We start from the raw sequence: 25,182 nt of genomic DNA, 5'->3' as shown, positions 1-25,182 counted from the left end.
TCCCGTTAATTCTGTCATGATCCTCAGGCACATGGTGCCGATGTACAGGAATACGCTATGTCGCAAAATTGTTTTGATGCGCTGAATTTAATTAAAACCCCCGTGTGGCTCATTTCACCTGCTTCAGAACAGATCATTTTTGCAAATGTGGCCGCCGCTCAGATCATGGGCGATAAAACCCTGGATGACCTACGCAAAGGTACCTATTCCGCCAATGCGTATCACGTGCTGTCGATGTATGTGCCTGAACTGAAGAGTGAGCAGGAGATCGTCGAAATCTGGACCATCTCCCGCGATGGACATGAAACCGCGCTGAGCTGCCGTCTCTCGCTTGCCCATTTCGTGCCCCAGGGGAATGTTATTGTTTTTGAAGGGCTGACGCAGCAGGTTCTCTCCGGGCTTAAGGCCAGCCGCTCCGCGACCTACCAGCGCAAAAAACAGGGATTTTACGCGCGTTTTTTCCTGACCAACAGCGCGCCAATGCTGCTTATCGATCCGTCCCGGGATGGCCAGATTGTGGATGCCAATCTGGCGGCGCTGACTTTTTACGGTTATGCGCATGATGAAATGTGCAGAAAACATACCTGGGAAATCAATACTCTGGGGCGGGATGTGATCCCCGTAATGACGGAAATTGCCGCGTTGCCGGGCGGCCATAAGCCCCTCAACTTTATCCACCGTCTGGCCGATGGCTCCACCCGCCATGTTCAGACCTATGCCGGGCCGATTGAAATTTACGGTGACAAATTGATGTTGTGCATTATCCACGATATCACCGAGCAAAAAAGGCTGGAGCAGGAGCTGGAACACGCGGCACTGCGTGATTCCATGACGGGCCTGCTCAACCGGCGTCAGTTCTATATCATCACCGACCAGGCCAACACCCATCATCTTCCCGCGCAGCAGCAATTTAGCCTGCTGCTGGTGGATACCGATCACTTCAAAAATATCAACGACCTCTTCGGCCACCTGAAAGGTGATGAGGTACTGATCTCGCTCTCGCGCACGCTGGAAGCCTGTAGCCGCAAAGAGGACCTGGTCTTCCGCTGGGGCGGTGAGGAGTTCGTCATCCTGCTGCCGCGCACCCCGCTCGACACCGCCCTGCAAATCGCCGAAACTGTGCGCGATGCGGTCGCCCGCATCACGATCCCGGGTTTACCTCGCTTCACCGTCAGCATTGGCGTGGCGCGACATAATCCGGGCGAGAGTATGGATGAGCTGTTTAAACGTGTGGACGATGCGCTTTATCGCGCCAAAAGTGATGGGCGCAATAAAGTCCTGGCGGCATGAAACTGGTGTATCTTCGTAAGCCCCGTTACAATGCCCCTCTCGAATAAATGGACCACAGGTGGGTAGATGTGCAATGGGAAAAACAGAAATAATACTCACCATAATTATTTTATTCGTTATTATATTTGGCTTCTGGTTTATTTTCAGCGGTGAGATCTGGTTTCTGGTGGAATACCTTGAGAACAGTATCTACCCCACCTTCGATGCGCTATGACGCATGTTTAATTCCTTGTTTCACCTACCGAATTTGTCAGGTATCAGCACCGGTAAGAGGTGCGTAAAATACGCAACGTTATCCTCCAACAAGTTGATAACGAATCATTAAATCATTTGCTTATTTCGCCCGTTCTCTGACGGGCTTTTTTTATTTCCGGCAATTCAGCTGTGCCAGGCTATATCTTAAACATCGTTAAACCTAAAGGTGAGAAATGATGAGCAAGAAAATCCTGATGTTGGTCGGCGATTACGCCGAAGATTATGAAACAATGGTGCCCTTTCAGGCTTTACAGATGATTGGCCATCAGGTGGACGCCGTCTGCCCGGACAAATCCCGTGGCGACTACATCATGACGGCGATCCATGATTTCGACGGCGCCCAGACCTACAGTGAAAAGCCGGGCCACCGTTTTATCCTCAATGCCGATTTTTCCGCCGTAAAAGAGCAGGATTATGACGCGCTGCTAATCCCGGGCGGACGAGCCCCTGAATATCTCCGGCTAAATGATGACGTGCTGAAACTGGTGCAGGCCTTCGACGCCGCGCGCAAACCGATTGCTGCGGTTTGCCACGGACCGCAACTGCTCGCTGCTGCCGGCATATTAAAGGGACGAACCTGTAGCGCCTATCCCGCCTGTGCGCCTGAAGTCCGCCTCGGCGGCGGGCACTATGCCAATATTGGTATCGATCAGGCGCACGTAGACGGTAATCTGGTCACTGCCCCCGCCTGGCCTGCGCATCCGCAATGGCTGGCGAAATTCAGTGCATTGCTAGAATAACGTTGCCCTGCTCCCGCCAGCAGCGCCTGGCGGGAGCAATCCGCTGGGAATAATGTGTCCCCCGGCGATTTAGCGATCCTGCCGCTCCCACTTCGCTTCCCGCTCACGCGCTTTTCTGCGGGCTTCCTCTTTTTCACGATACAGTGGCGGATAGTAGATGTTCCCCCAGTCCCATTTACCGAACCAGAGACTCATCAGCGTACTAAAGATGAGTATAAGTACGGTATAAAACAGAACGGTTCCGCTTTCACCACCGTGACTGAACAGATCGATGACCAGCGAATGCTGCTCATCGCTAAACCACTGCGGATGGTCATCAAGCATCATGAAAAACAGGATCCCAAAGAGTAAATCCCCGACTTTAAATCGTTCATGAAATTTCGTGCGCCATTTTGCATTATGTTTTTCATAATAATTCAGCAGGAACTGGTTGTTTTCCTTCAACGCTAAATCAAGTACTTCGCCTGAAGGAACTTCACCCGACCTCTTCTGATAATCACTCTGCGCGCGCAAGAAATCCGGGAAGATACTGCTGTAGATGAGCTCATTGAGTAATAGCCTGACGATATTGGCTATAAAAGGCATCAGGGTAGTGGCAATCAAACCTAAGGCGGCGAGCGCCACGCAGAAAAAACCCAGATGTTCGGTCCAGTTAAGTGTCTGAACAGGCCAGGCCAATATTCCTTGCCCGCTGTATACCAGCAGCGCCAGATCGGCGAAAAGGACAATATAGATGAAGCGGATAATCCATTGCCATTCCCAGATTTTATCCATAATCCCTAACCCTGCCGGGAAAGACGCTTTCTCTTTCTTTTCATCCGTCATCATTTACCTCCCCTTTGACTCACGGAACAAACATCCCTCGTTCAATAAAGAAAAACTGGCGCAAATGCGCCAGCTCTTAATTTAACGTTCACAACGAAGACCGGCGGTTCCCGGCTTGTCAGTGTTTCTCAATATACATCGTCCGGCTATAAGCCACGTCTTCCGGGTTATTAATGGGGTAACCTTTCACCCATGGTTTGATCAGGCGGCCGTTGGTGTACTGGTAAATAGGTGCGATTGGCGCTTTTTCCGTGAGGATTTTCTCCGCCATGTTGTAGTCTGCGTTACGGGCTTTCGCCGTGTTTTCGAGCGTCGCCTGATGGATAATTTTATCGTACGCCGGATCGTTGAAACGCGAGATATTGCCGCTGTGGGTTGAGGTCAATAACGACAGGAAGGTCGATGGCTCATTGTAATCCCCGACCCATGACGCGCGGATCACATCGAAATTACCGGTATTACGGCTATCGATGTAGGTTTTCCACTCCTGGTTCTGCAGTTTGACGTCAACGCCGAGGTTTTTCTTCCACATCGAGGCCACCGCAATCGCGATTTTCTGATGGTTTTCTGACGTGTTGTACAACAGGTTCAGCTTCAGCGGGCGCTGAGGGCCATAGCCCGCGGCCTGAAGCAGCGTTTTCGCCTGGGCATTAAGTTCCTGCTGTGACATCTGTTCAAACGGCGAGGTTTCTGGCGTAAACCCTGCCGTCACGTCTGGCGTGAAATGCCAGGCGGGCTTCTCACCGGTTCCTAACACTTTGTCCGCCATGATGCGGCGATCGATGGTCATGCTCAGGGCGAGGCGTACACGGGCATCGGCCGTGGGTCCTTTTTGCGTATTAAACGCATAGTAATAGGTGCCCAGCTGAGGCGGTGTATACACCTGTCCCGGAATGTCCTTGAGCAGCTTCTGATACATGTTTTTCGGGAACGATTCGGTGATATCAATATCATCCGCGAGATAGCGTTTAGTGGCTGAGGATTCCTGGTTAATCGGTATGAACGTCACTTTTTGCAGGACGGTTTTGGCGTTATCCCAGTAGTGTGTATTCGGCACCACAACCAGTTTTTCATTCACCACGCGATCTTTCAGAATGTAGGCGCCATTTCCGACCAGAGCCCCCGGACGCGTCCACTCTTTGCCGCTCTCCACATTGGCCTTTTGCACCGGATAGAAGGCAAAGTTTGCCGTCAGATTGCTAAACCACGGCAGCGGTTTATCCAGCTGCACACGTAAGGTTTTTGCATCTACGGCCGTCACGCCCAGCGTATCTGGCGCGGCTTTACCATCAATTATCGCCTGTGCGTTATGGATACCCGCCAGCGCCGCAAACCAGGCAAACGGAGACGTGGTTTTCGGATCAACCAGACGCTGCCAGCTGTAGACAAAATCCTGAGCGGTAACTGGAGAACCGTCAGACCATTTCGCGTTATCACGTAAGGAGAAGGTCCAGATACGGTTATCGTTACTCTGCCAGCGCGTCGCCACGCCTGGGGTCAGTTCACCTTTCTCATTCTGATTAACCAGCCCTTCAAAAAGGTCGCGAATGACCTGTATCTCGGGTAATCCCACGGCTTTTGCCGGATCAAGGGAAGCCGGCTCATCTTTAATGTGTCTGACCAGCTCCTGTTTTTGCGCCAGTACCGTGCCCTGTGGCACATCAGCGGCGTACGAAAGTGAAGAGAGTCCGCACAGCAACAGTGCAGCACAGAGACGCGAAACAGGATGCTTCATAAGATCCCCTTTTATGAATTCAGGTAATAAGCAGATGCGTAATTATTTGTTTCGACAATGAGAATTGCAAATACCTTCCTCCGGAAAGTTGATATCCGGCAATTTTCCCGCCATACGGAAACTATTTGATTAACCGCGAGTTTTGCACAACACTGCCAGTAGAGACTTCTTTATCAGGATTTCCTATGGCAATCACCCGACCCAGAGCGGAACGCGGCGCCTTCCCGCCAGGTGCAGAGCAGTATGGCCGTTCATTTTTAGGCGCATCGCTGATTTGGTTTCCGGCCCCCGATGCCGATCGCAACAGCGGTTTGATCATTGCCGGCACGCACGGCGACGAGAACTCTTCTGTCGTCACGCTCTCGTGCGCGCTGCGCACGTTGACGCCCAGCTTACGACGTCATCACGTGATTCTGGCCGTCAACCCGGATGGGTGTCAGCTTGGGTTACGCGCCAATGCGCGAGGCATCGATTTAAACCGTAATTTCCCTGCAGCAAACTGGCGCGCCGGTGAGACGGTTTATCGCTGGAACAGCTCCGCTGAAGAGCGTGACGTTGTCTTACTGACCGGCGACACGCCGGGCTCGGAGCCGGAAACACAGGCGCTGTGCCAGTTAATCCATAAGATCCACCCGGCCTGGGTTGTCACCTTTCACGATCCGCTGGCCTGCATCGAAGATCCGCGGCACACCGAGCTGGGCGAATGGCTGGCGAATGCTTTCGCCCTGCCGCTTGTCTCCAGCGTGGGCTATGAAACCCCTGGCTCATTCGGCAGCTGGTGTGCCGACCTGGGATTACCTTGCATCACCGCGGAATTCCCGCCGATATCGTCAGATGAAGCCAGCGAAAAATATTTAAAAGCCATGGTGGAGCTTCTGCGCTGGCAACCTCAAAAATGAAGGACGCCGCTGGTAAACGTGAGTGCCGGTGAAACGTCAACCGCCAGCCATGTCGGGCCATCAAGATCGGCAAAACTGACATGATTTACCAGCGGCAACGCCGCGTTGATCGCCCGGGATGTACACAGCATACATCCCAGCATGATTGAAAACCCCTGAGCCTGCGCCTGTTCTGCCAGCGCCAGCGCCTCTGTCAGCCCGCCGGTCTTGTCGAGCTTGATATTGACCATCTCGTAACGACCCTGCAGTTCAACCAGGCTATCGCGCGTATGGCAGCTTTCATCCGCGCAGATAGGCAGCGGGTGGATAAAATTCTTCAGCGCCGCATCATCCTGTGCCGGCAGAGGCTGTTCCAGCATGGCTACGCCCAGGTCGGCCAGCAGCTGACATCGTGCGGCAAGGCCTTCGGGATGCCATGACTCATTCGCATCCACAATTAACGTGGCTGTCGGGACTGCCGAGCGGATAGCGACCATACGCTCGCTGATCAGACGATCGTCAAGCTTCACCTTTAACAGCGTCGCCCCCGCATCAAAGAGTGCTTTTGCGCTGGCGGCCATGTGTTCAGGCTCGCCAATCACCACCGTTTGCGCCGTGACAACCGATGTCGGCAACGTGACGCCTAGCAGCGTCGTCAGCGAGGTTTGCTGTTTGGCAGCCTCCAGGCTCCAGAGTGCGCAGTCAATCGCATTACGCGCCGCGCCGGCGGGTATACGCTGCTGTAACGCCTCGCGGGTGAGCCCTTTTTCCAGATCGGGAACGAGCGTCATGATAAGTGCCATTACCGACGCCAGACTTTCGCCATAGCGCGGGTACGGCGTGCACTCGCCGGCGCCCTTAATGCCGTCCTCTTCTATCTCCACCACGACCACACTGGCTTCGCTTCGACTGCCGCGGGAGATCACAAACGGGGTATGCAATGGCCAGGCTTCTTCATAGACCTTAACGCTTCTCATCACTGACTCCTTGCGGCCCGGAAAGGCGAAAAAATTGGTTTGCCGTGTTATCCGCTGATGGCATACACTAGCCCCGACGTTAACTATATGTAAACAGGAAGATATCTATGTCACAACTCGTTCATTTCCAGGGCAACCCGGTTACTGTTGCAGGTTCCATTCCACAGGCTGGCAGCAAAGCACAGGCTTTTACTCTGGTGGCTAAAGATCTGTCTGACGTCACACTGTCTCAGTTTGCTGGCAAACGCAAAGTCCTGAACATTTTCCCAAGCATCGACACCGGCGTCTGTGCTGCATCCGTGCGCAAATTCAACCAACTGGCGACGGAAATGGACAACACCGTTGTGCTGTGTATTTCTGCCGACCTGCCGTTCGCCCAGTCCCGTTTCTGCGGTGCTGAAGGCCTGAGCAACGTCATTACCCTCTCCACCCTGCGCAGCCCGGATTTCCTGGAAAACTACGGCGTGAGCATCGCGGAAGGCCCACTGAAAGGCCTGGCAGCGCGCGCTGTACTGGTTATCGATGAAAATGACAACGTCGTGTTCAGCGAACTGGTTAACGAAATCACCACCGAGCCGGATTACACTGCCGCGCTGGACGTGTTGAAAGCATAATGAATGCTTAGCATTCTATATAGCTTAGCAATCTAATGAAATAACAGGGTTTATTTCTCTTTGCAGGCTCTGGAAGACGACACATGACAAACCTCGCACTGGCGGGGTTTTTTATTCCCTTTAAGCTGAATCGTTAAAGCTAAAACTTTCACCGTTCACATTTACTGTGCAATTAATTGTATTGAAGTTAACTTAATTGCGATCTTATTCTCATATTAGACCTTAAATATTCATATTTTCTTCCCCAGTGAAGCACATCACATTTCCCTTCAGGTCAAAACATTAGATTTGCTGACGAAAGCAAATAATCGTTTCAGCAAAAAGGAAAGGATATGAAAACTAAACTGGCTATTACGCTCCTTGCGGCTTTGATTTCGGGTCATGCTGCGGCGAAAACCTGGGTGCTGAAAAGCGCTGAAAGCGGCGTGGAGAAAGGAAACTGGAAGATAACGAGCGATGAGCTGAAGGTAAAAGATCAGGCGTTCAGCATTGAACAAAAAGTGTTGCACGGTGGGAAACAGGAAGGCAGCAAAATCCTTGTTATCAGCAGTAAAAGTGGCCTGACCATTACCTTAAGCCCCTCTCGCGGCATGAACCTGCTCCATGTGGAAGGCTTCGGCACCAGAATGGGCTGGGATTCCCCGGTAAAAGAGGTCGTGAACCCGGCATATATTAATCTGGAAAGTCGCAACGGGCTTGGCTGGCTGGAAGGTTTCAACGAGATGATGGTGCGCTGTGGCTATGAGTGGACGGGGCATCCGGTCACGGCTGACGGCCAAATCTATACGCTTCACGGCAAGGCGGGCAATACGCCTGTATCGCAGGTTGAAGTGGAGGTGGCTGACGCTGCCCCCCATGAAATTCGAATTCGCGGTTTGATCAAAGAGAGCACGTTCAAAAAAGCAGATTTGCAGACCATGACCGAACTGCGTTACGTCCCAGGAACCAACCAGTTCAGTTTGCATGATGTTCTGACAAACCATGCTGATTACCCGCATGATTATCAAATCATCTACCACAGCAACTTTGGTACCCCGATCCTCGAAGAAGGTGCGCGCTTCCTTGCCCCGGTCGCGAGCGTCAGTCCATTCAATGACTACGCGAAAGCCGGTGTCAACGACTGGCAGACCTATGCCGGGCCAACGAAAGGCTTTGATGAGATGGTGTTTAACCTCAAACCGCTTGCGGATAACAACCACGAAACCCTCGCGGCCGTGGTGAATAAAGCCGGTGATAAAGGGGCGTCCATTCAGTTTGATACCCGCCAGTTGCCGGTGCTGACCTTATGGAAAAACACCGACACCCTGAAGCAAGGTTATGTCACCGGTATTGAACCGGGTACCAGCTACGCCTACCCGGTCACCATTGAGCGCGAACAAAAACGCGTTAAGCAACTGCAACCGGGAGCCAGCACACAGTTTGATCTGACCTATACACTGCTCCATAACCCGCAACAGGTGAAAGACGTGGAGAACCGAATTGCATCGATTCAGGGAGAGACAAAGGTCGACATTAATAGCACCCCTATCGCAAAAGAATGAGTAAAAAAAAGCCTCTTTACAGAGGCTTTTTACCGTTATTCGTCACCCTTCTTCTGATTCAAACCATACTCTCGCAACTTATTGGCAATCGCGGTGTGTGAAACGCCAAGGCGTTTTGCCAGCTTACGGGTGCTTGGATAGCTACGGTATAGTTGCGTCAGCACGGAGCGCTCAAAACGGCTGGTAATGTCATCCAGCGAACCTTCCATCGCCTCTTCACCTACTGACACCGTCCCGGCATCGTAATCCGGTAACAGAATATCCTGCGGACGCAGTTCATAACCTTCCAGCTGCGTCAGCGCGCGGTAAACGGCGTTCTTGAGCTGGCGAATGTTGCCCGGCCAGCCGTAGCGCATGAGCACCGTGCCGAGATCGGCTGAAAGCTTCGGACGCGGTACCCCCTGCTCGTCGGCAAAGCGCGCCACAAAGAGTTCGGTCAGCGGCATGATATCCTGCGGGCAATCGCGCAGCGGTGGGATATTCAGGGTCAGGACATTCAGGCGGTAGTAGAGATCCTCGCGGAATACCCCTTTTTGCACCAGTTCGACCAGGTTTTTCTGCGTCGCACAAATCACACGCACATCCACATGAACTTCGTGATCCTCACCTACACGGCGGAACGTGCCATCATTGAGGAAGCGCAGCAGCTTGGCCTGCATGCGTGGCGACATTTCACCAATCTCGTCCAGCAGCACGGAACCGCCGTTAGCCTGCTCGAAGAACCCTTTTTTACCTTCCGGCGCGTGACCAAATAATTCGCTTTCGACGGCATCTTCCGGAATCGAGGCGCAGTTAAGGGCCAGATACGGTTTTGCCGCTCGCGGGCTGGCCAGATGCACAGCGTGCGCCAGCAGGTCCTTTCCAGTACCGGTATCGCCGGTAATCAGCAGTGGCGCGGTCAGACTCGCGAGTTTACGCGCCTGATCCACCACATGCCGCATTTTCGGGCTGACGGCAATAATCTGGCTGAATGCCCCCACATCCTGACTGGAGATATTTTGCAGCTGACGGCCCATGCGCACGGTGGAACGCAGCATGATCACGGCACCGGTCAGAACGCGCGCGTCGGCCTCGCCTTTCAGATAGACCGGCGTTATCTCCATTAAGAAATTCTGTCCGTGGATAACCACATGCTCGCTGTGGGTGTTCTGCGGGTTGCTGTCCAGCCAGCGCTGGAAGTTAAAGCCGGGAATCAACTGTGCTGCGTTGTGGTTGCTGAGTTTTTCCTGACTCTGCGCGAACAGCTGGCAGCTGGCATGGTTAACACGCTCAACCTTACTTTTTAAATCCAGGGAGAGGAAAGGCTCTGGCATGGCTTCAAGCAATGCGCTCAATGCCAGATGCTCACGCTCCGACGGCATCCAGGGGATGGTGCGTACATCCGTAACGCCAGCGATACGGCGTATTTCTGCCATCAGGCTACTGAACGTATTAAATTCAATTTCGGCAAAATTGAGGTAAATTCGCCCGACAGGATCGATCTCAATGCCACGTAAATCAATGCTACGTAAAACAAGAAGATCGAGTAATTCGCGGGTCAGACCGAGACGGTCTTCACAAAAGACTTCAAGACGCATGGGAAATTCACCGTTTTAAGCCAATGACATTAAAATGATATGTCAGAACACGGTGATCGGGAAGATGGCTGTCAACAAATATTGACAGCCAGCACGATTAATGACCAAACCGGCTACTGAACCGGTTTTTTATTGAGCGTCTCTTTGAGCTGACCGATTAACTCACGTCGGAAATCCCCCAATCGCGGCTTATCGCCATCAATCCACGGCAGTGGACGGCACACTTCCATCGCTTTGATGCCCAGGCGGGCGGTCAACAAACCGGCGCCAATACCCTGCGCGGCACGGGCAGAGAGACGCGCCGCCAGATCCTGCGACATCCAGTCCATCCCCACTTCCCGCACGAGCTCGCTTGCTCCGGCAAAGGCGATGTTGAGCAATACCAGACGGAACAAGCGAAGGCGGCTGTAGTACCCCAACTCAATGCCGTATAAAGCAGCAATCCGGTTAATCAGACGCAGGTTACGCCAGGCGATAAACGCCATATCCACCAGCGCCAGCGGGCTGACGGCAATCATCAGGGTTGATTCCGCAGCAGAGCGGCTGATTTCGCGCCGCGCCTGGGCATCCAGCACCGGCTGCACCATGTGGGAATACAGCGTCACCACTTCACGATCGTTCTGAGTTTCATGGATAGCGGCATACCAGCGCTGAAGCGCCGGGTGCGACTGGTCAATACCCGCCTGACTGGCCAGCTTTTCACAAAACGCGCGGCCTTTGCCGGTTCCGTGACTGTGGAGCAGATCCCGCGCTTCATCACGCTCATGGGCGCGCTGTCGCAGGCGCCACAGGCGACGCCACTCGGTCGCAACAGACCCGACACCCGCCCCCACAATCAGAGCACCGGCAGCGCAGCCGCCCAACGCGACCCAGTCCTGGGTTTGCCAGGCGTTGACCGCCCACTGGACGCCTTGCCCAACCACGCTAACGCCAAACAATGCCAGCCCGGCAGTCACCATCTTTCGCCACAGGCTGCGTTTTGGGCGTAGCGCGGCTTCCACGACCGCTTCAGCCGGCCCCTCTTCAACAAGCAGCTCTTCGGTCAGCGCCGGGGCAAAGTTATCTGCCTGCGGGCCATTAAACGTCTGCGCGGTTTTAAACGCCTCCGGATGCTCTTGCTCAAGCGTTCCGGTAAAATCAATGCGCGGTTTTAACGGTTCCGTCATCGCAATTTATCTCCAATCAAAAACTCCAGCGCCGCATCCAGACGGATATGCGGTAACGGCTGATCGACCGTCATGGCCTGCGGGCGGAAGGCTTCAAACTGGAAGCCCTGGTTCTGCCAGAAGGCCGGCCCCGGAAGGCGGGCGGGCACTTCGCCCGGATAGACAGTAAGCGGTTCGCCATCGCTGAGACGATTCCCGCGCAATGCCGGTATTTTCTCGCCATTAAGGTCAATCAACCCACTCTGTGTCGCCTGTACGGAAGCCAGTCCGAGGCAATCCATGCTGATCCCTTCGAACGCGGCATTCTGCCAGGCGTCCTGCACCAGTTGCTGCAGCAGCGACACCATATTGGCATGCTGATCGACCGTCACGTGATCGGCTTTTGTGGCCGCAAACAGCAGCTTGTCGATAACGGGTGAGAAGAGACGGCGAAACAGCGTGCGCTGCCCGTAGTGAAAACTTTGCATTAACTGTGTCAGCGCCAGGCGCATATCGTTGAAGGCCTGCGGCCCGCTGTTCAGCGGTTGCAGGCAATCCACCAGCACAATCTGGCGATCAAAACGTAAAAAGTGGTTTTTATAAAAACCTTTCACCACTTTTTCACAGTAGTAATTGTAACGCTCGCGCAGCATTCCGGCGTTAGTGTGTTTGTCCGCCTGGGCCAGTTTTGATTCCCCGATGCCATCCACGTCCGGCCACGGGAAAAACTGCAGCGCAGGTGCGCCCGCCAAATCTCCCGGCAGAACAAAACGGCCCGGCTGGATGAAATGCAGCCCTTCCTGCTTACACTGATGCAGATACTCCGTCCAGGCCTCGGCAATCGCCGCCAGCCGGTTTTCATCGGCAGGCGCCAGCGGATCCAGGCCTTCGCACAGTTTTCGCCATTTCGTCGACCACTCGGCGCGGTTGCCCTGCAACAGCACCGTCATCTGCCGTGACCAGCTGAGATAGTCTTGTGCCAGCATAGGTAAATCGAGCAACCACTCACCGGGGTAATCCACAATTTCCAGATACAGGGTGGAGGTATCCTTGAAGTGGCGCATCAGGGATTCATTAGAGCGAAAACGCAGCGCGAGGCGAATTTCACTCACCCCGCGCGTCGGCGTCGGCCAGGCGGGCGGTTCACCATAAAGCTGAGCCAGCCCTTCATCATAGGTAAAGCGGGGAATGCCAAAATCGCGCTGAGGCACACGTTTACCCCCCAGCAGGCGCTCTTCCCGCACGGCGCTCAGCAGCGGCAGCCGCGCCCCACTGTGCAGGTTAAGCAGCTGGTTCACCATCGCGGTGATAAACGCCGTCTTGCCGCTGCGGCTCAGCCCCGTCACCGCCAGACGCAGATGACGGTCAACGCCACGGTTCACCAGTGAATTGAGTTCGTTCTTAAGTCGCTTCATCGCCGTCCTTCATTGCCCGGAAGCCTCAAATACATTGCTTCAGAATACAATAAATGGGGGCAGATCGTTGATTATCAATTCTTATTTATTGCTATTGCCGTTTTCTCTCCAGTAAGATGAACGACATTGCTGTTAGTCAGGAGTGAGTAAGGTGTATGTCACCCACCATCTATGATATCGCACGGGTTGCCGGCGTTTCGAAATCAACCGTCTCCCGCGTTCTGAATAAACAAACGAATATTTCTCCTGAAGCGCGTGAAAAAGTGTTGAAGGCGATTGACGAATTAAATTATCAACCCAATAAACTCGCCCGCGCCCTGACCTCTTCTGGCTTCGACGCCATTATGGTTATTTCGACACGCTCGACGAAAACCACCGCCGGCAACCCTTTTTTCTCTGATGTTCTGCATGCCATTACAGCCAAAGCTGAAGAGGAAGGTTTTGATGTTATTTTGCAAACCTCGAAAAGCAGTGAAGACGATCTGCTGAAATGCGAAAGTAAAATAAAACAAAAAATGATTAAAGGGATCATCATGCTGAGCTCACCGGCAAATGAATCCTTTTTCACAACGCTGGATGCTTATGGCGTACCGGTGGTCGTCATCGGGAAAGTCGAAGGTGATTTTCAGAATATTTACTCGGTCGACACGGATAATTTTCACGACAGCGCCACGCTAACAGAAACCTTTATTAAAAATGGCCGACGTAACATTGCCTGTCTGCATGCGCCGCTCAATTATCATGTTTCGATTGATCGTCTTGCCGGTTATAAAACCAGCCTTGAAAAGCACGGCATCGCCATTAACCCGGCGTGGATCATCGACGGCGGATATACCCATGAAAGCGCGCTTGCCGCGGCCACAGAATTGCTCTCCTCGGCCACGCCACCTGATGCGGTATTTGCCACCGACAGCATGAAGTTACTCAGCCTTTATCGCGCGGCGGATACTCTGGATCTGAGGATCCCCGAGCAGGTTGTGATTGCAGGATACAGTGACCCGATGCTCTCCCTCATTTTAACGCCAGCACCCGGGGGCTTTGATATCCCAACCCGCAAGCTGGGTGAAGAGAGCTGCAATCTTCTTTTCAGGCGTATCGCCGGTCAGCCTGCGCCACAAAAAGTGCTTGTCGATACCCGCTTTACGTTAGCGCCCTCTCTTCGCTAAAACCAGGGGCTGAAAGCCCCTGGCATCCGGTCTGTCAGAACGCGTAATTAACGCCAACACCCGCGTAGTGGAAACGGTCGCTGTCGCCTTCGTCATGGTTTTCCCATTCGTAGGCGTATTCCAGCGTCATGGATAATCCATTGTTGAAGTCATACGCGTACAGTAAACCCAGTCGGTTGAAATCGTGTCCTTCACGATCGGGATCGTCCTGCCAGTCCCAGTTCGACCAGCGATCCAGCCCCAGACGGGTATATGGCGTGAGCGTCGTCTGGCCTAATGAAACAGGCAGATACGCGCGAATTTCCTGCGTTGAAAACTCGCCGTTATTACGTGAACTGTCCATATTGAAACCGCGCTCAAGATAATAGTTCACTTTTGCAGAGAAGGTTTCATTAATGGTCCAGGTAAAACCCGTTTCCGTTTCTACACGGCTGTCGGCATAACCGGTTTTTTCCAGGTCATTCGCAAACTGATACATGGCAAACCAGCCACCAAAACGCCAGTCGTCGGACAATTTAATATCCCAGTCGGGCTGAATTTTGTAACGCTGCATATTTGCGCTACCGTCTTTGGCACCGTGTTCATCTTTAAAGTGGTAACCGTAATTACGGAAACCGCCGGTCAACCCGAGTGTAAAATCATCGGTGCCAATAAAGCGATAGCGTAATTCAAATTCCGGACGGTCAAAATAGGTCCCACGGGTCATGCTGCTGTAATCAACCGGTCCTTCCTGATACATTGCCAGCGAAAGGGTCCAGGCATCCCACGTGGCATTAAACCACACAGAGGGTTCATATAATCCATCTTTATCGTCGCCCTGACCTTCGACGTTTTCAATTTCATACATGGCACCGATATTAAATTCCCAGTGTTTTGCTGATTCCGTTGCGTGCGCACAGCTAACCCCTGCGCACAGAACGAGCGCAGCACGTCTTAGTAGAGTACTCATTTAAATGTTCCCTTTATAATTAACTCAAATAAAACCGGAAATTTGCATTTCCGGCGAACGCCTTTCTTATCTAATAGCCACTTCAGTATCAGCGTCGAAGAAATGACATTTATTCATATCGAACTGGATGCCGATATTATCCCCGGCCGCATAATCATTTACCGCTCCTGCACGAACGACAAGCTCATGCCCGCCCACGGTGGCATAGAGCATGAACTCAGCCCCGGTCAGTTCGGCCACGCTGACTTTTGCCGCAATATCATCCCCACGGCTTTGCAGCGTCAGAATATCTTCCGGCCGGATCCCAAAGACCACGGCTTTACGCTGATATCCGGCGGCATTCACCGCCGCCAGCGTGTCTTCAGGTATCTCCAGACGCAGCGTTTCCGTCACGAAATAGCGATCGTCTATCGCGCCCCGAATAAAATTCATTGCCGGTGATCCGATGAAGCCCGCCACAAACATATTCGCCGGTTCGTTGTAGACCTGCTTAGGTGCCCCCACCTGCTGAATAACGCCATCCTTGAGGATCACAATGCGGGTCGCCATCGTCATCGCTTCCGTCTGATCGTGGGTCACGTAAATCATTGTGGTGTTGAGCTTCTGGTGCAGCTTGCTGATTTCAGCGCGCATTTGCACACGCAGCTTGGCGTCCAGGTTAGAAAGCGGTTCATCCATCAGAAAGACGCCGGCTTCGCGCACAATCGCCCGTCCTAACGCCACGCGCTGACGTTGCCCACCCGACAATGCGCCAGGTTTACGCGTGAGGTAATCACGCAACCCCAGGATTTGTGCCGCCCAGTTCACACGCTCTTCAATGACCGCGGGGGGAATTTTCTGCATCTTCAGGCCAAACGCCATGTTGTCGTAAACCGTCATATGCGGATAAAGCGCATAGTTCTGGAAAACCATCGCAATGTCGCGGGACTTGGCGGGCACATCGTTCATGCAGACACCGTCAATCACCAGCTCACCGGCAGAGATCTCCTCCAGCCCGGCAATCATGCGAAGCGTTGTCGATTTACCGCACCCCGAGGGACCCACAAAGACGATAAACTCCTTGTCCTCAATTTCGAGGTTAAAATCCTTAACCACATGGACCTGGTTATCGTAGATTTTCTGAATATGTTTCAGAGACAGTTGAGCCATTTTTAATTCCTTATCATTACCGTTCGGGATGCCCAGAAATCCGTCAGGCATTTCCAGGTCAGTTCCTGCGTTGAATGAAGTTGTAATCCCGCATGGTTCAGGCCAGGTCCAATCCCGACCGAGAGCATTCCCGCCGCGTTGATTGCCTCAACGCCAGCTGCAGCATCTTCTATTCCGATAGCCTGCTCGGGGCGCACGTTCAGCCCGGCGCAGGCCGCAAGAAAGATCTCCGGGTCCGGTTTTGAGCGGGCAATGCGCGAGGCATCGGCGCAGAAATCAAAAGCCCTCTCAATGCCCAGCGCCTGCAAAATACCGGGGGCGTTAAGGGACACTGAGGCCAGCCCGATTTTGACGTTCGCCGCACGAATTTCCGCCAGCACCTCGCGGATGCCCGGAAGCAGAGAATCCTGCGTCAACGACGCCAGAGACCCGACGTAGCGCGCGTTCTTTTTATCCGCGAGCGCCTGCCGCTGCTGGTCGTTAAACTCCCCCTCTTTTCCGCCATGGCGCAGGATCCGCTGCAGCGATTCCATACGGCTTATCCCTTTCAGCTCGTCGTTGAACACCACGTCGAACGAGATGCCAATTTCCTGCGCCACGGCACGCCAGGCCAGAAAATGCAGATGCGCGGTATCGGTGATCACACCATCAAGATCGAAGACAACGGCCTCAGGCATCATGATTTGCTCCCGTGGTAGCGGTCCCATAAGTAGATGTAAAAAAATCCCTGAAAGAACAGACCTGCCGATCCGTTATGCACAGGGTTTTACCCCACAGCGTTAAGGTCACCGGTGCAGTGGTTTCAATCGTTAAAACATCATTTTCAAACGTGAAGTGCATGCGCGCGTTTCTCCATCGCAGCGGGAAAGCCAGTTTTCGCCAGTGGGCAGGCAGCTTCGGGGCAAGATGCAATTCCCCCTGGACGATCTGCATGCCGGCAAATCCCTGAATAACGCCGGACCAGATAGCCCCGGTGGCGGCAGCATGAATCCCGTCATCGCAGCTGTGCGGATCGTCGCCCAGATCGATGGCGATACCCTCGCGCCAGAAGGCGTAGGCCCTTTCCGTATCGCCACACCGGGCAGCAACAATTCCATGAATCGCTTTGCTCAGCGAAGAGTCGTGTATGGTACGCGGCTCGTAGTACGCCAGGTTGGCAGCACACTGCTGCGGGGTAAACCGTTCCGGCAGCAGGTAGTTGAGCATCACCACGTCGGCCTGTTTAAGAATCTGCATCTCGTTCACTTCCGCGCGGGAGTAATCGAGCAGAATGGTCTGTTTACCCGCTTTCGCCTTATAGCGGCTCAGATCGATTGCCGGTTTCGCCATGAAGGTGTCATCCTGAGGAAGGACCCCTTCTGCGTTGGCTTGCGGTAACCACAAACGGGACATAAACCGGCTGGCATTCTCCATGAAGCCGGCATCTTCACGATTGAACATCGCCATAAACTGGCGCGCACAGGCGACATTGTGCCAGGCCAGATAGTTGGTGTAGGCATTGTTATTGACGTGCTCCGTGTACTCATCCGGCCCGATCACATCGTGGATTTCCAGGCGATCATTGACTTCCGTCGCCCGCCCCATCCAGAACGTTGCCGTCTCTATCAGTAGCGTCAGCCCTTCGTTACGCATAAAAGCGTCATCATGTGTCGCCTGCCAGTAGGCCACGACAGCCCAGGCAATGTCCGCCACAATGTGATGTTCTGCCAGCGCAGAGGCCACTTTCTGGCGCGTGCCCGTGCGGATGTTGATTGCTGCATATTCCGGCGTTTCCTCCTGACCGCTCGCGGCACTCTCCCAGGGGAAAAGTGCGCCAGGCCAGCCGTTGCGACGCGCTTTTTCACGAGCCCCGGCCAGGTTGAGCCAGCGATAACGCAGCAGACTGCGGGCGACCTGCGGACGCGTAAAGAGATGGAAAGGCAGCAGGAAAATTTCGGTATCCCAGAAGACGTGGCCTTTATACCCTTCGCCGGTCAATCCTTTCGCGGCGATACTGCAGCGCTCATTGTCGGCAGGCGTCATGGCGGTCAGATGCCAGACGGTATAATCCAGCGCGAGCTGATCCTGCGGTTCCGCAGACGTTACCGCCACCCGCGCATCTCGCCAGACGTCTTCCCAGGCGCAGGCAGAGCTCTCCAGCAACGATGCGTAGCCTCGCGCTGCGCACACCTTGAGTTCGGCCAGTGCGTTACGCGCAAACGACGACTGCGAAAGGGCTTTGTCACTGCGGTGGGCGACCCAGACGATCTTTTCAAGCGTGACAGTGTCACCCTGCGAAACGTTCAGGTCGTAATGCGCACTGATGCGACGATTTTTAGCGGTAAAGCAGCTTTCGCTACCCGCTGAAAGCCGGCAGAACGCGGATATAACGACGTCAGAGACCCGGTCCTGCGTTTCATACACGCCCTGCATACAGTTCTGGTCGAATACCCGGACTGAAATCTCATCCAGATGCTGCCTGCCGCTGTTGGTTTGCGTCGCATCAATTCCGGTTTTCAACACCACCTGCGAGGGCCCATCAAGGGGAGTGATGGCGAGTTGCATTGCCACTAACGGCAGCTGAGCGAGAGAAACGAAACGACGGCTCTCCAGGCGATAGCGTTTCCCGTCGGGCGAGCGCCAGAGCACGCTGCGACGCAGTTCACCATTGGCAAACGCCAGCTCGCGCTGCCACTCAAGAAGCGCCCCGGAAAGCAGGGTAAAATTCACACCATCCAGTTCAACCTCAATACCGGTAATATCCGGCAGATTGATTAACTCCGTGGTCTCATTGCGACCTGCGCGATGGTAAAGCCCGGCGAGATACATGCCTCTGGTTTGCTGGGTGTAATCCTCTTCGTGTGCCGCGCGAATGCCCATGTAGCCATTGCCGCAAGCCATGATGGAGGCGTATTTATTCAGACTGTGGGGAGAGAAGCCCGGTTCGGTTAAAACAGACACATTCAGCATAACGTCACGCTTTCCCCTGTATCCGCCGATTCATAAAGCGCGGCAACAAGTTGCTGGATAACCAGCCCCTGTTCCGCATCTGCGATCATAACCGGCTCTCCCAGCACATGGCGTACAAACGCCTCCATGCTGCGCAGGTGACGCTGGTCGTCTGCCTCATCACGCTGCATGAGGGTCTGTAAAACGCCCGCCTCATCGTGGTAAATGTGAGCCGGGAAGAGCGTGGCCCCCGCCTTTTCGCCACAGAATGAAACATTCATGATCGACTGCTCGCGGATATTCAGCGCAAACGAGGTATCCAGGCGCAGAACGCCGCCATTGCAGAATTCAATTGTGCCAAACAAAGCATCTTCAACGGTAAACCGGGCGGGATCCCACTCGCCAAACTGTCCACAGTTTTTACGGTTCCCCAGCTTCTGGAAGCTGTGGGCGGTCACCCTTTTTACCGCCGGGAAACCCAGCACATACATCGCGGCATCCAGCATATGAATACCGATATCGATAAGCGGTCCGCCACCCTGTAGCGATTTGTTCGTAAAGACGCCCCAGCCCGGCACGCCGCAACGACGCAGCGCCTGCGCCGACGTAAAGTAGATCTCACCTAACGCCCCGTTTGTGACAGCGTCACGTAGCAGCTGCGTGTCGAGCGCAAACCGATGGTGAAAATCATACGCCAGCACTTTTCCCGCTTTACGGGCCGCCCTGCGCATCTGGTCAGCCTGTTGCGGCGTCATGGCAGGCGGTTTTTCGCACATCACATGACATCCGGCCTCCAGTGCCGTCATGACATGTTCATAATGGAACCGGTTTGGGGAGCAGACGCTGACCACATCAGGTTTTACCGCCTGCAGCATTTCAGATGCATTCTGCCAGACCGAAGGAATTGCATGACGTTCCGCAAACGCCTGTGCCTGTTCAAGGCCGCTGTCCATGACAGCGACCATTTGAACATCACTGCGAGTGGCGTAATACGAGGCATGCACTTTGTCCGCGACCTGCCCGGCGCCAATAATGGCGACGCGCAGAAGCGAAGGTGTTGAAGCACTCATCACGCTCGTCATCCTTAGCATTCACGCAGATACGTGAGTGAATCCTGGTAAGCCTGGGCCGGATCGTCGGCGCGGACACGGCACTCATACACCACGTAGCCCTGATAGTTGTCCGCACGAAGCTGCCCGAACAACGTGGCAAAATCCAGCGTCCCGCTGCAAGGCTGATAGCGATGGTTATCGGCGATATGCACATGACCCAGCAGATCCCGGTTGCGATGCAGCGCCTCTGTTAGCGAATCTTCTTCGATATTCATGTGGTAAAAGTCGCCGATGATCTGCACATGCCTGAGCGCGTTCTCTTCGATATAGCGACGCGCATCCGAGAGCGTGTTGATCATGTGATCCTGGTAGCGGTTGAGCGGCTCAAGGTAAACGGTGGTCCCGGTACGCGCCGCCACCTCATCCAGACAACGCAGCGAAGCACTCACCGCTTCGCGGTCACCCGCCAGGCTGCGTGGAGAGGTCATCGGCGGCAAACGGAAGGTAAACATGCCCCAGGCAGCGGGCACAATAATCCCCTTTCCACCCACTTCAGCCAGCGCTTCCAGGATGCGTTCGATCTGTTTTAATCCGTTCAGACGACGTTCTTCAATGAAGTCACCAATCCAGCCGTCATATCCCCCACAGGCGGTGGTCACCGGCAGGCCCGTGGCGGTGATTGCGGCTTTCACTTCATCGAGATTGTCCACCAGCAATTTGCCGTCAATTTCATAGCCATCAAAACCCATCGCTTTGATGTACTGGAATTTCTCCAGAATAGAAGTCGGGAAAAAGGCCTGGTTTTGCGTTGCGATTTTCATTGATGCTCTCCTTAGCTTAAAAAGTGACGCCCATCTTGATGCTCAGTTCCGGATGCTGATCGACATACTTCATGTAGCTCTCAGCGCTGGTGGTAAAAGTGACAACCGGGTCAATCAGATCTTCGCAGTTCAGATAACCGTTCATCAGCAGTTCCCAGCAGGTCTCTTCAATACGCTTGCGGCTCCAGCGCGGGTAATCCGGGTTGGGTTCGCTGCAGGCGCGCGAGAAAACGATTTTCGCGTTATTGAAGTGGGCTTCGCGCCCCAGATTGAACCCTTCTGCGAACGGTTTCGCGAAAGCCACGTAGGAGATCGTTCCACCGTAGGCGAGCCCGCGCAGCGCAGACTGCAATGCATCGGCAAAACCGCTGGTTTCGATAATCACGTCAGCGCCCTGCTTTCCGGTCAGTTTTTTAATCTCCAGACCGACATCGGTGCCAAACGGATTGAGGCAGTAATCGGCCCCGTGACGGCGGGCAATTTCGCAGCGATGTTCGATAGGGTCGACACCGATGACGATGGATGCACCGGCTTTTTTCGCCAGCTGAATCGCAATCTGCCCAATGGCACCCAGTCCGACTACAACGACAAAATCCCCCACCCGCACGTTAGCATCACGCACGCCGCTCATGGCGAACTGCGCAGGGTCGTAACAGACGGCATTTTTCCAGGAAGACCCTTGCGGTATTTTGCGCAGTTTGTAGTTATTAACGGCATTCACGATGACCGTCTCCTGCAGCGGCCCATAGCAGCAGACACGGTCGCCCGTCTGGTACTCCGTCACGTCATCGCCGCATTCGATAATGTCGCCAACGATCATGTTGCCCAGCTGGAACTTACCAAACTCAATGCCCCGCGCCGCGCCCTCTTCACGCGGGGTAAACATTTGCCACTCCACGTTAAACTCCTCATCAATAAAGGGACTTGCCGCCCGGAAATCTACCACTTCGGTGCCGTGTTTTGGCGCGCCGAAGCGCGCACGAATTTTCACTTCATGGACGGCAACAGGACGATCTTCATATTCCACCAGCGCCGCTACACGAGGCGCTGTCGCAACTAACTTTTTCATGACTGACTCCTAGTTAAAACTGGCCGCCTCAGCCCTTAACGCCACCGGCGGTCAAACCACTTTTGATAAAACGTTCAGACAGTGCGTACATGATGACCACCGGAAGCGCCGTCACCAGCGATGCCGCCATCATGCGACCCCAGATATAATCTGGCGTGCTAAAGAGCGTGTTCAGCCCAACCGGCAAGGTGAAATTGCTGGCGCTGGACAGGAAAATGGATGCAAACAGGTAGTCGTTCCATGCCACCATGAAGCAGTAGACGAACACCGACACGAGGCCGGAAATCGCCAGCGGAACGGTAATGCGGAAGATAATTTGCAGGCGGTTAAGCCCGTCCATCATCGCGGCTTCTTCTATTTCATCCGGAATGGTGTCGAAATAGCTGCGCAGCATAAAGACGGCTGTCGGCAGCGTCTGGGTCACCATGGTGATAATCAGCGCCAGCTCCGTGTCATAGATCCCCAGCGCGGTGATGATTTTGAACAGCGGCACCACCAGCAAAATCCCCGAGAACATATAGACGGTGTAAAAACTCGCATTGATCGTCGTGCGTCCTTTAAAACGCAGTTTGGATAACGCGTAAGCCCCCAGCGTGCCGAGAAAAACAGCAATTACCGACGAGGTCAGCGAGACCACCATGCTGTTTCTGAAGTAGTCCACAAACGGGAAGATCAGCGGATTAAAGATGTCGATGTAATGCTGCAGCGTCCACGCCTGCGGCAGGATGGTCGGATGGAGCGATATCGCCTCTTTCGCGCTCTTGAGCGAGGTCATTAACATCACAAAGAACGGGAACAGCGTGATGATCAGAAACACCGCCAGCCCAAGATAAAAACCGAAACGGCTCAGTACGCGTTTATTTGTTGCCATTGAGGTTTACCCTTTTTCTGGTCAGCAGAATGACGGCGAAGATGATCACGAACAGCACCACGGAGATGGCAGCGGCTTTCCCGAGGTCATTGAAGGCAAATGCGGTCTTGTAGAGATAGACGCCCCAAATATCGACCTTGGTGGTCAGGAGATAAACATCAGCGAACATATAGAACATCCAGATGGTTCGCAGTGTAATCACCGTGGCCAGCACCGGCATAATGGCGGGCAGCGTGACGATACGAAAACGCTGCCAGGCATTTGCCCCATCCATTTCCGCGGCTTCGTACAGCGACTTATCAATGGTCTGCAATATCGCGAGGAACGAGATAAACGCGTAGGGGAAGTAACGCCAGATGGCGAACAGCACCACCAGCACAAAACTGCTGCCCGGGTTGTCGAACCACAGCGGCGCCTGGTCATACAGGTGCAACAGATCGACACCCAGATAGTTCACAATGCCGTAGCCGTTGTTGAACATGTATTTCCATGCAAACACCAGCGAGATGGATGGTGTGACGTAGGACAAAATCACCAGTGAACGTGCCGTTTTCCGCAGACGAAATTCCCGGTTAAAAAAGAGGGCAACGGCCAGCCCCAGCGCCGTGCTGCCCATCACCACCAGGGCGGTGTACCAGAACGTCATCCACAGGGAGTGCCAGAATGCGCCATCGCTGAGGATACGAACATAGTTATCCAGCCCGACAAACACGGCGCTAATGCGCGGGTTAAGCGGCAAACGTAAAAAGCTGATTTCAATATTGGAAATCATCGGCCAGGCCACCAGGCCCCCCAGCAAAATCAGGCTGGGGGCCAACAGCAGCATGGCGAAAGGCATATCTGAACGACCAGAAAACAACGTCTTCATAATTTCCTTCCGCAGAGCGCTCCTATCGTTGTGAAATCAGGTCAGTCAGTCGCTTTTGGCTGTTGCTTAACGTTGCAGTGAGATCCTGTTGACCTACTGTGACGTTATGCACCATGGAACTGATGATGCCGGACCCCGTTACATCACCCATGCGGGTAAAGTTTTTGTCGCCCACGGCGCCAAATACCTGCACATTCGGGAACTGGGCGATAAGCTCATAGGGAAGTTGACCAAACGCTTTAATGACCTCGTTGTCTTTCCAGGAGTCCGTGCCGACGACCAGTTTGTTCACCGGCAGCGCGGCACCCGGGGACATCATCACCCAGTCAGACGCGTTCTGTGCCTGCTCCATCCAGGTGACAAACTTCTGTGCAGCCTGGGTTTCATCTTCTGTTTGACCGGAGGTGATCGTCAGCGATGTGACCATGCCGTAGACCGCTGAAGACGTTTCAGTCGGAACGACAAAGCCCAGGTTGGCCGGGTTGCCGTCTTTATAGACCGCCGGCAGGATATAGGTGGAATACACCGCCATCGGCGCCGAACCATTCATAAAGGCATCTTTAATCTCCATGACATCGTTCGAACCCGGCATGGTGGTCGCGGCCAGTGCTTTATAGAACGCCAGCGCGTTCACCATTTCCGGGGTATCGATGTTGATTTTCCCGTTGGCGTCAAAAACGTTCGCGCCACCGGAAAGCGCAAACTGAGAAAACGCCTGCTCGGTCATCACGCTTTCCGCCGTGGGTAGCGCAATGCCATAGCGTTTTTTAGCCGGATCGCTGAGGCGTTGGCTGGCTTTCAGCAGCTGTTCCCAGTTATGCGGCTCCTCAATACCCGCCGCAGCAAGCACATCTTTGTGATACCAGACACCAGACAGCCAGGCGCTGATTGGCACCCCCGTCCAGGCTGAGCCGTCTTCCGTGCGAACGACACGTAAAATTCCGTCATAGAAGGTGTTTTCGCCCACCGCTTTGATGGCGGCGTTGATCGCATCCCGGTCCAGCAGCTGCTCTTTATCCATGACTTTTGCGTAGTCATGGCTGACCTCAATGACCTCGGGCAGCGCACCGGTGCGGGCCAACGTAATCACTTTGGTGTTGTAGGCATCCTCTTCTACCGGTACCTGTTTCACCGTAATCGTCGGGTTCTCTTTCTCGAATTTTTCAATCAGTTTTGTAATTACCGCCTGACGCTCCTGTTCAACTGAGGAGTGCATAAACTCAATGGTGACAGCAGAGGGTTTGTCATCCTTACAGCCTGACAACAAGGCGCACGAAACCAGTGCTGATATCAGCACAATTTTGGGCATATTCATGT

23 protein-coding genes are annotated in these 25,182 nt (G+C 53.9%); 7 read left to right on the top strand and 16 right to left on the bottom strand.

Annotation, left to right across the window (positions count from 1 at the left end):
- Nucleotides 1-57: 57 nt before the first annotated feature.
- The 3 genes from AAIR21_RS02565 to AAIR21_RS02555 all read left to right on the top strand — a co-directional run bounded on the left by AAIR21_RS02565 (nucleotide 58) and on the right by AAIR21_RS02555 (nucleotide 2,285).
- The gene (locus AAIR21_RS02565) at nucleotides 58-1,290 is read left to right on the top strand and encodes a sensor domain-containing diguanylate cyclase (RefSeq protein WP_183516305.1); all 1,233 of its coding nucleotides are present in this window, start codon (nucleotides 58-60) and stop codon (nucleotides 1,288-1,290) included.
- Nucleotides 1,291-1,363: 73 nt separating this feature from the next.
- On the top strand, nucleotides 1,364-1,504 hold the full coding sequence (locus tag AAIR21_RS02560; protein WP_020882478.1) for an Ecr family regulatory small membrane protein: 141 nt from the start codon (nucleotides 1,364-1,366) through the stop codon (nucleotides 1,502-1,504).
- Between the two features lie 217 nt (nucleotides 1,505-1,721).
- Nucleotides 1,722-2,285 (top strand): DJ-1/PfpI family protein, encoded by a 564-nt coding sequence (locus tag AAIR21_RS02555; RefSeq protein WP_025204027.1) that lies wholly within the window; start codon nucleotides 1,722-1,724, stop codon nucleotides 2,283-2,285.
- A gap of 69 nt (nucleotides 2,286-2,354) precedes the next feature.
- Here the strand turns inward: AAIR21_RS02555 and AAIR21_RS02550 are convergent, their stop codons facing one another.
- Both AAIR21_RS02550 and AAIR21_RS02545 read right to left on the bottom strand, forming a co-directional pair.
- Complete coding sequence (locus AAIR21_RS02550; protein ID WP_183516304.1) at nucleotides 2,355-3,113, bottom strand: hypothetical protein; 759 nt, start codon at nucleotides 3,111-3,113, stop codon at nucleotides 2,355-2,357.
- Between the two features lie 115 nt (nucleotides 3,114-3,228).
- On the bottom strand, nucleotides 3,229-4,845 hold the full coding sequence (locus tag AAIR21_RS02545) for a peptide ABC transporter substrate-binding protein (RefSeq protein ID WP_113656273.1): 1,617 nt from the start codon (nucleotides 4,843-4,845) through the stop codon (nucleotides 3,229-3,231).
- A 185-nt stretch (nucleotides 4,846-5,030) separates the two neighbouring features.
- Between AAIR21_RS02545 and mpaA the strand changes: the two genes are divergently transcribed.
- Nucleotides 5,031-5,744 carry a murein tripeptide amidase MpaA gene (gene mpaA / locus AAIR21_RS02540; protein WP_020882474.1) on the top strand — a complete coding sequence of 238 codons (714 nt, stop codon included), beginning with the start codon at nucleotides 5,031-5,033 and terminating at the stop codon, nucleotides 5,742-5,744.
- Here the strand turns inward: mpaA and ycjG are convergent.
- A complete protein-coding gene (gene ycjG / locus AAIR21_RS02535; protein WP_113656274.1) occupies nucleotides 5,735-6,700 on the bottom strand; it encodes an L-Ala-D/L-Glu epimerase in 966 nt (321 codons plus the stop codon). The genes mpaA and ycjG overlap by 10 nt on opposite strands.
- 107 nt (nucleotides 6,701-6,807) lie before the next feature.
- Between ycjG and tpx the strand changes: the two genes are divergently transcribed.
- The gene (gene tpx, locus AAIR21_RS02530) at nucleotides 6,808-7,314 is read left to right on the top strand and encodes a thiol peroxidase (RefSeq protein ID WP_020882472.1); all 507 of its coding nucleotides are present in this window, start codon (nucleotides 6,808-6,810) and stop codon (nucleotides 7,312-7,314) included.
- A gap of 332 nt (nucleotides 7,315-7,646) precedes the next feature.
- Nucleotides 7,647-8,855, top strand: a complete 1,209-nt coding sequence (locus tag AAIR21_RS02525) for an aldose 1-epimerase family protein (RefSeq protein WP_183516303.1) — start codon at nucleotides 7,647-7,649, stop codon at nucleotides 8,853-8,855.
- Nucleotides 8,856-8,890: 35 nt separating this feature from the next.
- Here the strand turns inward: AAIR21_RS02525 and tyrR are convergent, their stop codons facing one another.
- The 3 genes from tyrR to AAIR21_RS02510 all read right to left on the bottom strand — a co-directional run bounded on the left by tyrR (nucleotide 8,891) and on the right by AAIR21_RS02510 (nucleotide 12,992).
- On the bottom strand, nucleotides 8,891-10,432 hold the full coding sequence (gene tyrR, locus AAIR21_RS02520) for a transcriptional regulator TyrR (protein WP_050736878.1): 1,542 nt from the start codon (nucleotides 10,430-10,432) through the stop codon (nucleotides 8,891-8,893).
- Nucleotides 10,433-10,545: 113 nt separating this feature from the next.
- A complete protein-coding gene (locus AAIR21_RS02515) occupies nucleotides 10,546-11,598 on the bottom strand; it encodes a YcjF family protein (protein ID WP_020882470.1) in 1,053 nt (350 codons plus the stop codon).
- Nucleotides 11,595-12,992, bottom strand: a complete 1,398-nt coding sequence (locus AAIR21_RS02510; protein ID WP_434679874.1) for a YcjX family protein — start codon at nucleotides 12,990-12,992, stop codon at nucleotides 11,595-11,597. Before AAIR21_RS02510 ends, AAIR21_RS02515 begins: the two co-directional genes overlap by 4 nt.
- A 155-nt stretch (nucleotides 12,993-13,147) precedes the next feature.
- Here AAIR21_RS02510 and AAIR21_RS02505 point away from each other — a divergent pair, with 155 nt between their 5' ends.
- Nucleotides 13,148-14,158, top strand: a complete 1,011-nt coding sequence (locus AAIR21_RS02505; RefSeq protein ID WP_183516302.1) for a LacI family DNA-binding transcriptional regulator — start codon at nucleotides 13,148-13,150, stop codon at nucleotides 14,156-14,158.
- Nucleotides 14,159-14,192: 34 nt separating this feature from the next.
- On the opposite strand, the gene AAIR21_RS02500 is transcribed toward AAIR21_RS02505, so the two are convergent.
- The 10 genes from AAIR21_RS02500 to AAIR21_RS02455 all read right to left on the bottom strand — a co-directional run bounded on the left by AAIR21_RS02500 (nucleotide 14,193) and on the right by AAIR21_RS02455 (nucleotide 25,180).
- A complete protein-coding gene (locus AAIR21_RS02500; RefSeq protein ID WP_020882467.1) occupies nucleotides 14,193-15,107 on the bottom strand; it encodes an OmpG family monomeric porin in 915 nt (304 codons plus the stop codon).
- 66 nt (nucleotides 15,108-15,173) lie between these two features.
- Nucleotides 15,174-16,256 carry an ABC transporter ATP-binding protein gene (locus AAIR21_RS02495; RefSeq protein ID WP_113656277.1) on the bottom strand — a complete coding sequence of 361 codons (1,083 nt, stop codon included), beginning with the start codon at nucleotides 16,254-16,256 and terminating at the stop codon, nucleotides 15,174-15,176.
- Nucleotides 16,257-16,258: 2 nt separating this feature from the next.
- Nucleotides 16,259-16,936: a beta-phosphoglucomutase gene (gene pgmB / locus AAIR21_RS02490; RefSeq protein ID WP_059305683.1), complete on the bottom strand. Its 678-nt coding sequence runs from the start codon at nucleotides 16,934-16,936 to the stop codon at nucleotides 16,259-16,261.
- On the bottom strand, nucleotides 16,926-19,205 hold the full coding sequence (locus AAIR21_RS02485; RefSeq protein WP_113656278.1) for a glycoside hydrolase family 65 protein: 2,280 nt from the start codon (nucleotides 19,203-19,205) through the stop codon (nucleotides 16,926-16,928). The genes pgmB and AAIR21_RS02485 overlap by 11 nt, the downstream gene beginning before the upstream one ends.
- The gene (locus AAIR21_RS02480; RefSeq protein WP_113656342.1) at nucleotides 19,199-20,257 is read right to left on the bottom strand and encodes a Gfo/Idh/MocA family protein; all 1,059 of its coding nucleotides are present in this window, start codon (nucleotides 20,255-20,257) and stop codon (nucleotides 19,199-19,201) included. Before AAIR21_RS02480 ends, AAIR21_RS02485 begins: the two co-directional genes overlap by 7 nt.
- A gap of 11 nt (nucleotides 20,258-20,268) precedes the next feature.
- On the bottom strand, nucleotides 20,269-21,057 hold the full coding sequence (locus tag AAIR21_RS02475; protein WP_183516301.1) for a sugar phosphate isomerase/epimerase family protein: 789 nt from the start codon (nucleotides 21,055-21,057) through the stop codon (nucleotides 20,269-20,271).
- Nucleotides 21,058-21,073: 16 nt separating this feature from the next.
- Complete coding sequence (locus AAIR21_RS02470; RefSeq protein ID WP_410379955.1) at nucleotides 21,074-22,126, bottom strand: zinc-dependent alcohol dehydrogenase; 1,053 nt, start codon at nucleotides 22,124-22,126, stop codon at nucleotides 21,074-21,076.
- 28 nt (nucleotides 22,127-22,154) lie between these two features.
- The gene (locus AAIR21_RS02465; protein ID WP_183516299.1) at nucleotides 22,155-22,997 is read right to left on the bottom strand and encodes a carbohydrate ABC transporter permease; all 843 of its coding nucleotides are present in this window, start codon (nucleotides 22,995-22,997) and stop codon (nucleotides 22,155-22,157) included.
- Nucleotides 22,984-23,865, bottom strand: coding sequence for a carbohydrate ABC transporter permease (locus AAIR21_RS02460; RefSeq protein ID WP_434679867.1), 882 nt, complete (start codon nucleotides 23,863-23,865; stop codon nucleotides 22,984-22,986). The genes AAIR21_RS02465 and AAIR21_RS02460 overlap by 14 nt, the downstream gene beginning before the upstream one ends.
- 22 nt (nucleotides 23,866-23,887) lie before the next feature.
- Entirely contained in the window at nucleotides 23,888-25,180 is a 1,293-nt protein-coding gene (locus tag AAIR21_RS02455; protein WP_032678282.1) for an ABC transporter substrate-binding protein, read from the bottom strand.
- Nucleotides 25,181-25,182: the final 2 nt, after the last annotated feature.

It is taken from the genome of Enterobacter sp. PTB, assembly GCF_051130085.1.
Taxonomy (GTDB): Bacteria; Pseudomonadota; Gammaproteobacteria; order Enterobacterales; family Enterobacteriaceae; genus Enterobacter; species Enterobacter ludwigii.
This window is presented reverse-complemented; position numbering and strand designations above follow the sequence as displayed.